11 protein-coding genes and 1 pseudogene are annotated in these 14,453 nt (G+C 68.2%); 7 read left to right on the top strand and 5 right to left on the bottom strand.

Annotated elements, in window-relative coordinates:
* The first annotated feature begins 36 nt into the window (after positions 1-36).
* Positions 37-591 carry a YaeQ family protein gene (locus WS66_RS28940; protein WP_006498691.1) on the top strand — a complete coding sequence of 185 codons (555 nt, stop codon included), beginning with the start codon at positions 37-39 and terminating at the stop codon, positions 589-591.
* Between the two features lie 10 nt (positions 592-601).
* Here the strand turns inward: WS66_RS28940 and WS66_RS28935 are convergent, their stop codons facing one another.
* Entirely contained in the window at positions 602-1,015 is a 414-nt protein-coding gene (locus tag WS66_RS28935) for a VOC family protein (RefSeq protein WP_059602970.1), read from the bottom strand.
* 451 nt (positions 1,016-1,466) lie between these two features.
* Between WS66_RS28935 and ada the strand changes: the two genes are divergently transcribed.
* The 3 genes from ada (at position 1,467) to gshA (ending at position 5,623) form a co-directional block, all read left to right on the top strand.
* A complete protein-coding gene (gene ada, locus WS66_RS28925; protein WP_059602973.1) occupies positions 1,467-2,558 on the top strand; it encodes a bifunctional DNA-binding transcriptional regulator/O6-methylguanine-DNA methyltransferase Ada in 1,092 nt (363 codons plus the stop codon).
* A complete protein-coding gene (locus WS66_RS28920) occupies positions 2,555-3,529 on the top strand; it encodes a DNA-3-methyladenine glycosylase family protein (protein ID WP_059602976.1) in 975 nt (324 codons plus the stop codon). The genes ada and WS66_RS28920 overlap by 4 nt, the downstream gene beginning before the upstream one ends.
* Positions 3,530-4,009: 480 nt before the next feature.
* On the top strand, positions 4,010-5,623 hold the full coding sequence (gene gshA, locus WS66_RS28910; protein WP_059602979.1) for a glutamate--cysteine ligase: 1,614 nt from the start codon (positions 4,010-4,012) through the stop codon (positions 5,621-5,623).
* Between the two features lie 76 nt (positions 5,624-5,699).
* Here the strand turns inward: gshA and WS66_RS28905 are convergent, their stop codons facing one another.
* The gene (locus tag WS66_RS28905; RefSeq protein WP_059602982.1) at positions 5,700-6,011 is read right to left on the bottom strand and encodes a DUF4148 domain-containing protein; all 312 of its coding nucleotides are present in this window, start codon (positions 6,009-6,011) and stop codon (positions 5,700-5,702) included.
* Positions 6,012-6,521: 510 nt separating this feature from the next.
* Here WS66_RS28905 and WS66_RS28900 point away from each other — a divergent pair.
* Positions 6,522-8,162 (top strand): L-lactate permease, encoded by a 1,641-nt coding sequence (locus WS66_RS28900; protein WP_059602985.1) that lies wholly within the window; start codon positions 6,522-6,524, stop codon positions 8,160-8,162.
* A 95-nt stretch (positions 8,163-8,257) separates the two neighbouring features.
* Here WS66_RS28900 and WS66_RS28895 read toward each other — a convergent pair whose 3' ends face one another.
* The gene (locus WS66_RS28895) at positions 8,258-9,166 is read right to left on the bottom strand and encodes a LysR family transcriptional regulator (RefSeq protein ID WP_059602989.1); all 909 of its coding nucleotides are present in this window, start codon (positions 9,164-9,166) and stop codon (positions 8,258-8,260) included.
* Positions 9,167-9,395: 229 nt separating this feature from the next.
* On the opposite strand from WS66_RS28895, the gene WS66_RS28890 reads away from it, so the two are divergent.
* Positions 9,396-11,567: a phosphocholine-specific phospholipase C gene (locus WS66_RS28890; protein ID WP_059602991.1), complete on the top strand. Its 2,172-nt coding sequence runs from the start codon at positions 9,396-9,398 to the stop codon at positions 11,565-11,567.
* A gap of 184 nt (positions 11,568-11,751) precedes the next feature.
* Entirely contained in the window at positions 11,752-12,480 is a 729-nt protein-coding gene (locus tag WS66_RS28885) for a phosphonate utilization associated transcriptional regulator (RefSeq protein ID WP_059602994.1), read from the top strand.
* 93 nt (positions 12,481-12,573) lie between these two features.
* On the opposite strand, the gene WS66_RS28880 is transcribed toward WS66_RS28885, so the two are convergent.
* Positions 12,574-13,971, bottom strand: coding sequence for an FAD-dependent oxidoreductase (locus WS66_RS28880; RefSeq protein ID WP_059602997.1), 1,398 nt, complete (start codon positions 13,969-13,971; stop codon positions 12,574-12,576).
* Between the two features lie 105 nt (positions 13,972-14,076).
* Positions 14,077-14,437: pseudogene (locus WS66_RS28875) on the bottom strand (2-aminoethylphosphonate--pyruvate transaminase); the annotation flags it as partial.
* Positions 14,438-14,453: the final 16 nt, after the last annotated feature.

Below are 14,453 nucleotides of genomic sequence, written 5' to 3'. Positions count from 1 at the left end.
CCGACCGAACCGAATGCCCGCCCGGGCCGTATCCGCATGGCGCTGAAATCCACGATCTACAAAGCCGAGCTTCAAATTGCCGACATGGATCGGCACTACTACGCCGATCACGCGTTGACGGTCGCCCGTCACCCGTCGGAAACCGACGACCGGATGATGGTGCGCATCGTCGCGTTCGCGCTGTTCGCGCACGAGCGTCTCGAGTTCTGCAAGGGGCTGTCGGACGTCGACGAGCCCGATCTGTGGCAGAAGGACCTGACGGGCGCGATCGACGTGTGGATCGAGGCTGGCCAGCCCGACGAGCGGCGCATCTCGAAGGCGGCCGGCCGCGCCGGGCAGGTCACGGTGATCGCGTATGGCGGCAAGACCTCGGACATCTGGTGGCAGGGCGTGCGCAGCAAGGTGGAGCGACTGCGCAACGTCCAGGTGCTGTCGCTGGCCGACGGCGTCGCGGCCGCGCTCGGGCGTCTCGCCGAGCGTACGATGCGCCTGCAGTGCACGGTTCAGGACGGCGCCGCCTGGATCTCGAGCGCCGATCACGATCCCGTCGCGGTCGAATGGACGGTCCTGAAGGCGCGCGCCGACGCGTGACGGCCGGCGCTCAGCCGAGCGCGGCGGGCGGCCCCTTGAATTCCAGCATGTTCCCTTCGGGATCGAACAGATAGATCGACGGCCCGTAGCCGCCTGCACCGTAGCGTTCGGCGGGGGCGCCAGGGCGCGCACCATGCGCGGCGAAATGCTCGATCAGTGCATCGGGGTCGAATGGCTCGACGCGCAGGCATAGATGGTCGAGATTGCGGCCGGTGCCGGGCGGGCCGCTGTCGGGACGGTCGATCGGGCCGCCAACCGACAGCAGGTCGATCAGCGCGTCGCCGGCGCGCAACTGTACAAGGCCCAGGTCGGGTTGTTCCTTCTCCACGTGGCAGCCGACGGCATCGCAGTAAAAGCGCGTCATCGCAGCCATGTCGGTCACGCGCAGCACGACGTGATCGATCGCGCGGATGGTCGGTTTCATGAGCGGGCACTCCTTCGCGGATGGCGTGCACCGAGTGTAGACCGCGCCGGCGACGCATGCCGGAACGGGCACGATCGACGGACGAAAAAAAGCCCGTTCACGCAGAGCGGAACGGGCTTAATCCATATCAGGAGGAGACATGGAGGAGACAGTTCCAACTATACACACGGCGATGGTGCGTTGCAATATTCCGAGTGTAAAAAATGGTCAGCACGGCGATTTGTCGCATCCGCACTGCAGCAAAATGGTGACGCGATGATGACGAAAGCGGCGTGGACGCAGCGGCCGCGCGGCTTTTCGTCCGATTGAACGGGTTCGATGTGCCCCCGATTGTTTCCCCGAGTTAGTCTCGGGTTTCACCGGCGCGAATCACAGAGCAAGATTCAGGGCGCGACGGCCCATGCCGATGTCTAGAGTAGGCACCATCTACACTGGAGAGTGCGAGGTTCAGATGAAAGCCGCCTATTCGACCGACGATGCCCGCTGGGGCGCCGTGACCGCCCGCGATCCGCATGCGGACGGCGCGTTCTTCTATGCCGTGCGCACGACCGGCGTGTTCTGCCGCCCGAGCTGCGCGTCACGGCTGCCGCGGCGCGAGCACGTGTCCTTCTTTGCCGATCCGGCCGCCGCGCGCGCGGCCGGCTTCCGCCCATGCAAGCGCTGCCAGCCGGAAGGATTGCCGCGCGAGCTCGAGATCGTCAACCGCGCGTGCGCGGTGCTCGATGCGCATCCGGAGCGGCTCACGCTGCAGCAGCTGAGCGACGCCGTGCACGTGAGCCCGTTCCACCTGCAGCGGCTGTTCAAGCGCGTGGTCGGCGTGTCGCCGCGGCAGTATCAGGCCGCGCAGCGCGGCGCCGCCTTGCGCGAGGCGCTGCAAAGCGGGCAGCCGGTCACGCAGGCGGCCGTCGACGCGGGGTTCAACTCGCCGTCGCGGCTCTACGCATCGGTGCCGCGCGAGCTGGGCATGGCGCCGTCCGCGTTCCGTCGTCAGGGCGCCGGCTCGAGAATCGATTATGCGACCGCGTCGACGCCGCTCGGCTCGGTGCTCGTCGCCGCGACCGAACAGGGCATCTGCCGGATCGCGTTCGGCGACGAACCGGCGTCGCTCGTCGGCGAATTGAAGGACGCGTTCGCGCGTGCCGAGCTGGTCGAATCGCCGTCGCGGCTTGCGCCGTTCGTCGCGCAGATCCGCGCGTATCTGGACGGCACGCGGCACGCGTTCGACCTGCCGCTCGACATTGCGCCGACCGCGTTCCAGCAGCGGGTGTGGGAAGCGCTGACGCACATCCCGTACGGGCAAACGCGCAGCTATTCGGAAATCGCCGAGGCGCTGGGCTCGCCGCGCGCGGTGCGAGCCGTCGCATCGGCTTGCGCGTCGAATCCGGTCGCGCTCGCGATCCCGTGCCACCGTGTCGTGCAGAAGGGCGGCGCGCTCGCCGGCTATCGCTGGGGCGTGCGCCGCAAGGCGACGCTGCTCGCGTCCGAGGCGCGCCATGTGCGCGACGATGAAACCGAAGCCGTTGCGGAGGGCAACGCAGTTTGAGCATCGACAAAACCACGACGACATCGATCGCGAACGGCGGCCACGTGCCGCCGTCCGTGCAGATGGCGCTGCGCTTCAAGGCGCCGTACGACTGGGCGCGCGTGCTGCGCTTCTTCAGCGGACGGGCGATTCCGGGTGTCGAACAGGTCGTCGACGGCACGTATTGCCGGATCGTCGATCTGAACGGCGACGCGGGCAGGCTCGTCGTCACGAAGCATCCGCGCCGGCATTGCCTGATCGCGACGCTCGAAGGGGCGGCCGCGCGGCATATCGACGATGCATTCGCGCACCGCGTCGCATCGATGTTCGACCTCGGCGCCGACCCGGCCGCGATCGGCGGCGGACTCGCGCGCGACCCGTGGTTCGCGCCGCTCGTCGAGGCCGCGCCGGGGCTGCGCGTGCCGGGCGCCTGGTCGGGATTCGAGCTCGCGGTGCGCGCGATCGTCGGCCAGCAGGTGAGCGTGAAGGCGGCGACGACGATCGTCGGCCGGCTCGTCCAGCGCGCCGGCGAGCGCGTCGTGCACGACGACGGCATGGCGGCGCCGGACGGCGCCCCCGCTTGGCGATTTCCGACGCCGGACGCGCTCGCCGCATGCGATCTGGAGAAGATCGGGATGCCAGGCAAGCGGGCCGCGGCGCTGACGGGCATGGCGCGCGCGGTGGCGGCCGGCCACGTGCCGCTCGATCCCGCACAGGCCGATCTTGCGACGCTGCGTCGCGCGTGGCTCGACCTGCCCGGCATCGGCCCGTGGACCGTCGAATACATCGCGATGCGCGCGTGGCGCGACCCGGACGCGTGGCCGGCGTCCGATCTGGTGCTGATGCAGTCGATCGCGGCGCGCGATCCGTCGCTCGACCGGCTCGCGAGCCAGAAAAGCCGGACCGAAGGCTGGCGGCCGTGGCGCGCATATGCGGCGCTTCATTTGTGGAACGACGTGGCGGACCGGGCCGGCGGCGCGCGCGGCGGATGACGGTCTTGGCCGCAGGCCGGCGGGTGCGACCGGGCAGGGCCGCGACGCAACGCGCAAGGGGCATCACGCCGGCAGCGATCGGTCGGTGATCCTCATGGTTGCGACGTTTGACGGTGATCAACCCGCTCCGGTGTCTGACGCCCCGGCGCGCACGGTTGGCCCGGCCGTGACGACGATGCATCGCGGCTTCGGCTGAACGGGTTGCACCTGACGGCGCTGCCGTGCTCGTCGCTCACGTTCCCTCCGATGAATGTCGCGTGATGGTTGCGTCCGTCGGTGCCGACGACGGTCAGCCGTGCGCGCGGCGTTCGTTGCCATCGGCCCGCCCGACGGCCCGCCGCGGCCGGCGCGCACCGCCCGGCGCCACCTCAAGCGCGTGTTACGGCGAGATGTTAAAGTGCCCGCTACCAACGAAGCGACCAATAATCCAGCCGGCCGCGCGCGGCATTTCGCGCGCGGCCGTCACGCACTTGCGTCTCCATGTCGAACACCATGACTCACCGCCAGTCCGAACTGCTGCTGAATCGTCTCGAAGCGCTGAGCTCGGGCCCGACGCGGCAGCATCTGCCCGACGGCCTGCGCGGCATCGAAAAGGAAAGCCTGCGCGTGACGCGCGACGGGATGATCGCGTTCACGCCGCATCCGCGCGCGCTCGGTTCAGCTCTCACGCACCCTTCATTGACGACCGATTATTCCGAAGCGCTGATCGAACTGATCACGCCGGCGGAAGGCGACGCGTCGATCACGCTCGAACGTCTCGACGATCTGCACCGCTACGTGTATGCGTCGCTCGGTGACGAGATGCTGTGGAACGACTCGATGCCGGGCCTGCTGCCGGCCGACGATGAAATTCCGATCGCCGACTACGGCACGTCGAACATCGGCCGCCTGAAGACGGTGTACCGCCGCGGCCTCGCGTATCGCTACGGCCGCACGATGCAGTGCATCGCCGGCATCCACTACAACTACTCGCTGCACGAGGAAGTGTGGCGGCGCCTGCATGCGGAAGAGGGCTCGACGGCCACGCTCGTCGAGTACCAGTCGGAGCGCTACCTCGCGCAGATCCGCAACTTCCGTCGCCGCAGCTGGCTCTTGATGTACCTGTTCGGCGCGTCGCCCGCGCTCGACGCGAAATTCCTGCGCGGCAAGCCGCACAAGCTCGACGCGTTCGATGCCGATACGCTGTACCGGCCGTACGCGACCAGCCTGCGGATGAGCGACCTCGGTTACTCGAACACGACCGCGCAGGCCGCGCTGCACGTCGACTACAACACGCTGCCTGGCTATCTCGATGCGCTGTCGAAGGCCGTGAGCGAGCCGTATCCGCCGTACGAGGCGATCGGCACGCATCGCGACGGCGAGTGGATCCAGATCAACACGAACGTGCTGCAGATCGAGAACGAGTTCTACTCGACGATCCGGCCGAAGCGCGTCACGTATTCGGGCGAGCGTCCGCTGCATGCGCTCGCGTCGCGCGGCGTGCAATACATCGAAGTGCGCTGCCTCGACATCGATCCGTTCGAGCCGACCGGCATCGCGCTGGAGACCGCACGCTTCATCGACGCGTTCCTGCTCGCCTGCGCGCTCGACGAGAGCCCCGCGCTCGACTGCGACGCGTACAAGGAAGCGAATGCGAACTTTGGCAGCGTGACGATGGAAGGGCGCAAGCCGGGGCTCACGCTGGTGCGCGACGGCCAGCCGGTCACGCTGCAGGCGTGGGCGGACGACCTGATGGCCGATATCGAGACCGTCGGGCGCCGTCTGGACGAGATCCGCGGCGGCGACGAGCATGCGCGTGCGATTGCCGCGCAGCGCGAGAAGCTCGCCGATCCGGAGCGGACGCCGTCGGCGCGCGTGCTGCGCACGATGCGCGAGAACGGTCAGTCGTTCCTCGCGTTCGCGCTCGCACACAGCGAAGCGCACGCCGCGCATTTCCGCGCGAACCCGCCGTCGGCGGAGACGATGCGCACCGAGCAGGCGCTCGCGGCGAAGTCGCTGGCCGAGCAGGCCGAACTGGAAGCGAAGGAGGCAGGATCGTTCGATGCGTTCGTCGCGGCCTATCGTGCCTATACGCTGAATCGCTTCAGCGTTTGATGGCCGCCGCCCGCTGCGCGTCGCGCGGCGGGCCGGATGGTGGTGCGGTCACGCGCCCGGCCGGGTTTCAGCCGCTTCAGTGATGCGCGTATGTGTCGCGATCGGCCACGCGCGGCAGCGTCGGCTTCCCTGATTCCACATTCGCGTGGCCGTCGTTGCCGTGGCCGGCCGCATCGCCGCGCGCCTGCGCGGCGCGCTGCATGACCGCCTGCATGTTTTGCGGAAAGTCGGGACCGCTGGCGAGGCTCGGCCGATAGCCGGCGGCCTGCAGCTCCGCGAGTTCCTGGCGAACTTGCGCGCGCGTCAGCGTCGACTCAGCCTGAGCCTGGGCGGCGACGGCCGAGCCGATCAGCACCAACGCGTACGCCGCAAGTTTCATGGTTTTCATCGTGTTTGCTCCGTGAGCGTTCCGGAGCCGCGCCTTCGTCGACGCGGGCGGAATCGATGCAGCGAGTCTAGGCTTCGGATGCCAAACGAAACACCCCGCGTCCCGTCAGTCACCTTTTCCGGTTGAGCAACATTGCGCCGGCGGATTGCTGGCGCGCGCGTCAGCGGGTCGCCAGCCGCCGTTCAACGTGCGGCGGATGCCGTGTATCGGCACCACGCGCATCGGGCTTGCCCTCCTTGTGAAAGCGCAATGCGCCTCCTAACCTCTTTTAAGCGACCGATCGGTTGGCGCTGCGGCATGGTTGCGTGCGCAAGCGTCGGATGATCGTTGCGGCCGTGGAACAGACGTTTGAACGGGATCGAGGTGTGCGCAGGCGCTGATGCGCGAGCCCCGGTCGACCGTGAAGCATGGGACCGGAGTAGGCGCTGAAGCGCCAACTCCGGTCGACCGCGAAGCATGGGACCGGAGTAAGGCGCTGAAGCGCCAACTCCGGTCGACAACGGAGACACGATGAATCCCACCGCAGCCCTGCCGCCCGGCATCCTGTTCGCGCAGCCGTTGACGCCCGTCGCCAACTCGCTGTTCCTGTCTTTCCTCGTCGCCGTGATCCCGATCGCGGTCGCGCTGATCGCGCTCGGCGTGCTGCGCCGGCCAGCGTGGCAGGCGTCGCTCGCCGGCCTCGTCGCGGGCCTCGCTGTCGCGATCGGGGCTTGGGGCATGCCGGCCGGCCTCGCGTTCGACGCGGTCGGCGCCGGCATGGCGCTCGCCGTCGTGCCGGTGATGTGGATCGTGTTCAACGCCCTGCTGCTGTACAACATCGCGGTGAAGTCGGGCCGCTTCGACCAGTTCCGGCAGTGGATGCTCGACAACCTGCCCGACGACCGCCGCCTCGTGCTGCTCGTCGTCGCGTTCTCGTTCGGCTGTTTGCTCGAAGGGATATCCGGGTTCGGCACGCCGGTCGCGATCACCAGCGCGCTCCTGATCGCGCTCGGCTTCCCCGCGCTCGAAGCGCTCACCTACACGCTGCTGTTCAATACGGCACCGGTCGCGTTCGGCGCGCTCGGCGTGCCGATCACCGTGCTCGGCGCGGTCACGTCGCTGCCGCCCGCGACGCTCGGCGCGATGGTCGGCCGGCAACTGCCGTTCTTCGCGCTGCTGCTGCCGTTCTACGTGGTCGGCGCGTACGGCGGCCTGCGCTCGATCTCGAAGCTGTGGCCCGCGCTGCTCGTGTCGGGCGGCAGCTTTGCGATCGCGCAGTTCGTCACGTCGAACTTCCTCGGCTACCAGCTCACCGACGTGCTGTCGTCGCTCACGTCGCTGATCGTCACGATCGGCTTCCTGCAGGTGTGGAAGCCGCAGCCCGATCCGCAATACGCGCTCGCACGCAGCGCGCCCGCCGCGGCCGGCGCCGCGCGCGCGGGCTTCGGCGGCTGGCTGCCGTGGATCGTCGTGTCGGTGGTCGTGATCGTCTGGGTGCATGCGAACGTCGCGGCGATCGGCGACGTGAAGATCAAGTGGCCGGGCCTGCACAACGCGGTGTTCGTGTCGCTGTATCACAAGCCGTATGCGGCGATCTGGGACTTCCAGCCGCTCGGCACGGGCACCGCGATCCTGCTCTCGGCGATCATCACGGCCGTGCTGACGCGCACCGGCGTCGGCGCGTTCTTCCAATGCGTGGTCAAGACCTGGCGGCAGACGTGGATCGCGATCATCACGGTGATGATGATCGTCGGGCTTGCGTATTTGCTGAACTACTCGGGCATCAGCTACACGCTCGGCACCGGCGTCGCGTCGACCGGCGCGCTGTTCCCGCTCGTGTCGGCGTCGCTCGGCTGGATCGCGGTGTTCCTGTCCGGCAGCGACACGTCCGGCAATGCGCTGTTCGGCAACCTGCAGGTGGTCGCGGCGCGGCAGCTCGGCTTCGATCCGGTACTGATGGCCGCGACCAACTCGTCGGGCGGCGTGATGGGCAAGATGATCTCGCCGCAGAACATCGCCACGGGCGTGTCGACGACCGACCTGAAGGGGCAGGAAGGCGTCGTGTTCGCGCGCACGTTCTGGCACAGCGTGATCCTCACGCTGCTGCTCGGCGTGCTCGTGTTCCTGCAGCAGCACGTGTTCACGTGGATGATTCCGGCGCTGCCGAAGTAACACACGGCGGGAAGCAAGAAGGAAGGCGCGGGACAAGCGCCGGACATGACCACGGAGGTGCAGGGAAATGCGCGAACCGGTGAACGCGCGGCGGCTCAGCGCGCGTTCACCGGCCGCGTCGCGTGCGTTGGCTCGTGCGTCGCGGTCTGCGCCGGCAGGATGCACGCGAGGAACGCATCGATCGCGGGGCTCTGGCGGCGCGCCTTCAGGTAGTACACATATTCGTCGATCGTCGTGTCGACACCGCGCAGCGCGACGACGCGCAGGTCCGGATGACGCTCGGCCTCGCCGCGCGGAAACAGGCTGCCGCCCACGCCATGCAGGATCGCCTCGCGGATCGCTTCGCGGCTGCCGATCTCGGCGACCGACGTGGGCGCGACCCCGGCCGCCGCGAGGATCGTCTCCGTGCAGCGGCGCGTGACCGACCCTTCCTCGCGAATCAGCAGCCGCACGTTCGCGAGTTGCGCGGCGTCGATCGTGTCGAAGCGCGCGAGCGGATGGTCGCGATGCACGACGAGCACGAGCGGATCGGTGGAGATCACCTTGCATTCGAGGCCTTCCGCGTCATTGCGCTGCGACGACACGGCAAGGTCGATGCGGAATTCCTGCAGCGCCTGCAGGATTTCCTCGGAATTGCCGATCCGGCACGTGAGTGCGATCGACGGATGCGCATGCGAGAAGCGGCCGACCGCGTCCATGATGTAGTACGGCCCGGTCGCACCGATCCGCAGGTGTCCTTCGAACAGGCCGCCGACGTTGCGCAGCATGATGTCGGCCTGCGCCTCGAGCGAGATCATCTTCTCGACGAGCGGCAGGAGCTCGATGCCGGTTTCAGTGACTTCGAGCCTGCGGCCGCTGCGATAGAACAGCTCGACGCCGTACAACTGCTCGACTTGCCGGATCTGCGCGGCGATCGTCGGCTGGCTGACGCCCAGGTGGCGCGCGGCGCGCGTGATGCTGCCCTGCCGGACGGTCGCGTGGAACGCCTTCAGCTGATCGAACACGACTCGGCTTCTCCCCCCTCTTCATCGCGCGTCAGCGTAGCGCAGGCATGTGTCGGCCGGATGAAAGGCGCGCCGGGCGCCGCTTCGAAAAAAAGCTGGGGGTGAGCGCAAGAAACCTGCTGGAACCGGTCACGGCCGGGACACGCCGGTGCGGAGTAATAGCGGCAACGCACCGACCGCCGGCCCCGCTCGACCGGCGCCACCCTTACCGACCCACAGGATCCTCTTCATGTCCGCCACCAATCGACGCGATTTCCTGCGTCTTGCCGCCCAGTCCGCCGGCGCGATGGCCGCCTACGCCGGCTTCCCGCCCGCGATCCGCAAGGCACTGGCCATGCCGGCCGCCTATCGCACCGGCACGATCCGCGACGTCGAACACGTCGTCATCTTCATGCAGGAAAACCGCTCGTTTGACCATTACTTCGGCGGGCTGCGCGGCGTGCGCGGCTTCAACGACCCGCGCCCGCACCTGCTGCCGAGCGGTGCGCCGGTGTGGCAGCAGCCGCCGGCGTCGGTGTTCACGAAGAACTACCATTCGCGCGGGCTCGACCCGTCCGCGCCGTACGTGCTGCCGTTCTATCTCGACCCGAAGCAGACGACCGAATTTCAGCCGGGCACCAACCACGGCTGGAGCAGCGGCCACCTGTCCTGGAACAACGGCCAGTGGGACCAGTGGGTGAACCAGAAGCAGGACGTGCTGACGATGGGCTACCTGAAACGCCAGGATCTCACCTACCACTACGCATTGGCCGACGCGTTCACGATCTGCGACGCGTACTTCTGCTCCGCGCACGCCGACACGGCACCGAACCGCATCTACCTGTGGACCGGCACGATCGACTCGCGCAACGTGTACGGCACGCAGCCGAACGGCCCCGGCATCGGCGAGCGCAACAACACGAACGGCTACACGTGGACGACATACGCGGAACGTCTCGAGAACGCGAAGATCAGCTGGAAGGTGTATCAGGGCGGCACGGGTATCCCGGGCGACCCGACCGACAACTACACCGACAATTCGCTGATGTTCTTCAAGAAGTTCCAGGTGAAGGAAGGCGCGAGCGGCCCGCTGGTCGACAAGGGCGCGTCGGACCACACGCTCGCCGAGCTGAAGGCCGACGTGCAGGCGAACCGGCTGCCGCAGGTGTCGTGGATCGTCGCGCCGTACAAGTACAGCGAGCACCCGCAGGCGTCGCCGACCGACGGCGCGTTCTACATCAACATGGTGCTCGAGGCGCTGACGTCGAACCCCGAGGTGTGGGCGAAGACGGTGTTCATCCTCAACTACGACGAGAACGACGGGCTGTTCGACCACGTCGTGCCGCCGGTGCCGCCGGTCACGAGCGGGGCAGGCGGCCAGGGCATCGTGTCGTCGAACCTGCTGTCGAACCTCGGCGACGAACTGCTCGACCTGAACAAGTACCCGGGCGAGATGAGCCCGCTGGTGCCGGGCGCGGACCCGGGCGGCATCCAGCCGATCGGCCTCGGGCCGCGCGTGCCGCTGATCATCATCTCGCCGTGGACGAAGGGCGGCTGGGTCTGCTCGGAGACGTTCGACCATACGTCGGTGCTGCGTTTCCTCGAAGCGCGCTTCGGCGTGCAGGAGCCGAACATCAGCGCGTGGCGCCGCTCGGTCTGCGGCGACCTCACGTCGGCATTCGACTTCTCCGCGCGACCCGATACGCGCACGGTGAGCTTCACGGTGCCGCAGCACATCGCCACCGCCGGCCAGGCATACCAGGTGCCCGCGCAGCAGTCGATGCCGGCGCAGGAGCCCGGCACGCGTCCGGCGCGCGCGCTGCCGTACGAGCTGTTCGTGCATGCCCGCGTGAACGGGCGCGACGACAGCGTGTCGCTCGACTTCGCGAACTCGGGTGACGCGGGCGCCGCGTTCTACGTGTACGACCGCCGCAATCCGGCGACGCCGCCGCGCCGCTACGCAGTGTCCTCGCACGACCGTTTCGCCGACACCTGGAGCACGTCCGCCGCGCGCGGCGACTACCATCTCGCCGCCTATGGCCCGAACGGCTATCTGTGCGAATTCCAGGGCAACACGCGGCTGGCCGCGGACGGCCGCCACGCGAACCCGGAAGCGAAGATCGGCTACGACGTGCGCAACCGCCACCTGTACCTGCAACTGCGCAACAGCGGCCGTGCGGCATGCCGCGTGGTCGTCGACAACGCGTACAGCCACGCGCATGCGCGCACCTACACGCTGGAGCCGGGCGAGCGCATCGAGGATCACTTCGAGCTGTCGTCGAGCCACGGTTGGTACGATCTGACGATCACCGCGACGACGCTGCGCGGCGGCGACGACAAGGTCGTGCGCCGCTTCGCGGGCCACGTCGAGACGGGCCGGCCGAGCCAGAGCGATCCGGGGCCGGTCAAGCAGACGGCCTGACGGCTGGTCTGCGTCGTGCGGTTCGGCGTGCTCGCGCCGGCCGCACGCTCATCGCATTCCGGCATGAGGCACTCGCTATTGGAAACTGAAAACTGTTGACAATATATCGGGGCGAGGGTATATAGCGATCATTCGCCGACATGGCGCCCTCGTTCTCATCCGCAGCTTCGCTGCCTGCCCGATCATGACTGCCCCGAACGCGCTCAACGCCATCGAACTCCTGCAAAGCCAGTCGCTCGCGATGCTTGTCCAGGACATGCTCGAGCGCGCGATCGTGTCCGGCGAATATGCGCCCGGCGAGAAACTCAACGAAGTCGATATCGCGACCAAGTTGAACGTGTCGCGCGGCCCCGTGCGTGAGGCGTTTCGCGCGCTCGAGCAGGCCGGGCTGCTGCGCAACGAGAAGAACCGCGGCGTGACGGTGCGCGTCGTGCCGCTGCGCGAAGCCGAGGAGATCTACGAAGTGCGCGCGATGCTCGACGAGTCGGTCGCGCGCGCGCTCGCGAAACGCATTTCGCCCGACACGCTGAAGGTGCTGAAGGGCATCATCCAGTCGATGAAGGATGCGGCGAAGACGCACGACGTCACGCGCTACACCGAGCTGAACGTGCAGTTCCACGACGCGATGGTGGTCGGTGTCGGCAATACGCACCTCACCGACACCTATCGCCGGCTCGTGCGCCAGCTCGGGCTGCTGCGCCAGGCCGCGATCGAGGCCGAGGAGGACGCGATCGCGGTGTCGGCGGCCGAGCACGACAAGATCGTGCAGGCGCTCGCGAGCGGCGACGAGGAGAAGACCGTCGCGCTCGTGCGCGAGCACGTCGCGCACGGCCTTGCGCGGATGCGCCGCACGCACGAGCAGGCGCTGCCCTCGGCGGGCAACGTGGCGCGTGAGAAAGCCGCGCGCGTCTGACGCGGCCGCACGGGCGGTCGTGCCAAATGCAAAGGGACGCTTCGCAGCGTCCCTTTTTCATTGCACTTCGTTGCGCGTGACGTCATCGCATCGTCACGCCTTGTCGGCCTTGTCGGCCTTGCCGGCCGCGCTCGCGAATTTCGCGAGCCACGTGTCGACCCTCGCCGGCCGTCGGCTCTCGTCTTCCGCGCGCTCCTTGCGGCGGATCGCATTGCGCACGACGTGCGCGCCGACATAGCGGATCGGCTCCGGCGGGAAATGGCCGAGCGGGCCGCGCACGATCGGACTGCGCGTCCAGACGTTGTCGAGGCCGAGCACCAGCGACGACAGGATCTGCCCGCCCATGTAGGTCGGCCCGACGCCGTTGCCCGAATAGCCGAAGCCGTAGAACACGTTCGGCGCGTCGTCGAGGCGGCCGAAAAACGGGAAGCCCGTCACCGAGCGGTCCGACGGGCCGTTCCAGCTCGCGGTGATCGGCACGCTCGCGAGCGACGGGAAGAATTCGCGCAGGCTCTGCGTGAGCTGCGCCTCGTACGGCGAGCGCCGGTCGAACACCGGCGCGATGCGGCTGCGCCACGAGAACGTGTTGCCGCCCTTGCCGAGCATCAGTCGCCCGTCGGCCGTCGTGCGGTAGTAGTACACGAAGATCCGCGAATCGAGCACCGACACACCGTCCACGAGGCCGGTCTGCTCGAGCAGTTCCGGGCATTTCTCCGTGATGACCATGTCGCTCGACACGACCGCGATCGTGCGTTCGAACTGCGGGAAGCGACTCGCCATCCACGCGTTGATCGCGAACACCAGCTTGCTCGCGCGCACGCTGCCGGACGGCGTGCGCACGACGGCCGGCTGCCCCGGCGTGAAGTCGACGAGCGGCGTGCGCTCGTAGATCCGGATGCCCATGTCGAGCGCGACGCGGCGCAGCCCGCGCACGAGCTTGCCCGGATGCACGGTCGCGGCGATCGGCGAGTACACGCCGTCGAGATTGCGTGCGGAGCCCGAGCGGCGCGCGACGTCGGCGGCCGGCAGGGGCTCGTAGCTGTGGATGCCGCACGCGGCGAGCGCGTCGAGCACCGGCGCGAGCGTGCCGACCTGCGCGCGCGACGTCGCGGTGTACAGCGTGCCGTCGAGCCGCAGCTCTGCATCGATGCGATGCGCGCGGCAGAAGTCGGCGATGTGCTGGACGGCCGCCTCCGACGCCTTCACGAGCCGGATCGCCTCCGCTTCGCCGAACAGGCGGCGCAGCGTCAGGAATTTCGCGGACCATGTGAGCAGGCATCCGCCGTTGCGCCCGCTCGCGCCGGCGCCGCACAGGTCGGCCTCGAGTATCGCGATGTCGAGCGCCGGGTCCTGCTGCTTCGCCTGGATCGCCGTCCAGAGCCCGGTGAAGCCGCCGCCGACGATACAGACGTCGGCCTGCGTCGCGCCCTGCAGGGCGGGGGCGAGATCGCCGTCGTTGAACAGTGCTTGTTCGATCCAGAAGGGTCGCATCGGTTGTCGTGCCGGTAAGGGTCGGGCGCCGTGCCGCGCACGGCGGGGAAAGAAAGCGAAACCGCCGCACGGCGATGCGTGTCGTCGTGCGGCGGGTACATCGCGTCAGGCCGCGGCTTCGGCGGACACGCGGCGCACGCCCATCGCCTTCGGCGTGTCGGCGATCGTGGCGACCGCGCCGACCGCGCTCGGAATGCCGGCTTCGCCGAAGTGGCCGATGCAGCCGACGCGGACCGTATCGACTGCCGGCAGCTTGCCCGGATACAGAACGTAGCCGCGCATTTTGACCTCCTGATAAAACCGCTTGAAATCGTAGTTCGGATCGTCCGCCGCATGGAACGTGACGATGATCGGCACCTGGATCGCTGGATCGCTGGATCGCAGGATCGCCGAACGGCCGGAAGCCGTCGACCAGCGCGCGGCAGCTGTGCCGATAGCGGTCGCCGTGTGCGGCGAGCCCGCCGTCCCTTCGGGTTTTGCTT

Origin of the sequence: Burkholderia sp. LA-2-3-30-S1-D2 (genome assembly GCF_001523915.2) — a bacterium.
Lineage (GTDB): Bacteria > Pseudomonadota > Gammaproteobacteria > Burkholderiales > Burkholderiaceae > Burkholderia > Burkholderia diffusa.
The sequence above is the reverse complement of the archived record's forward strand: the minus strand, read 5'-3'. Positions and strand labels throughout refer to the sequence as shown.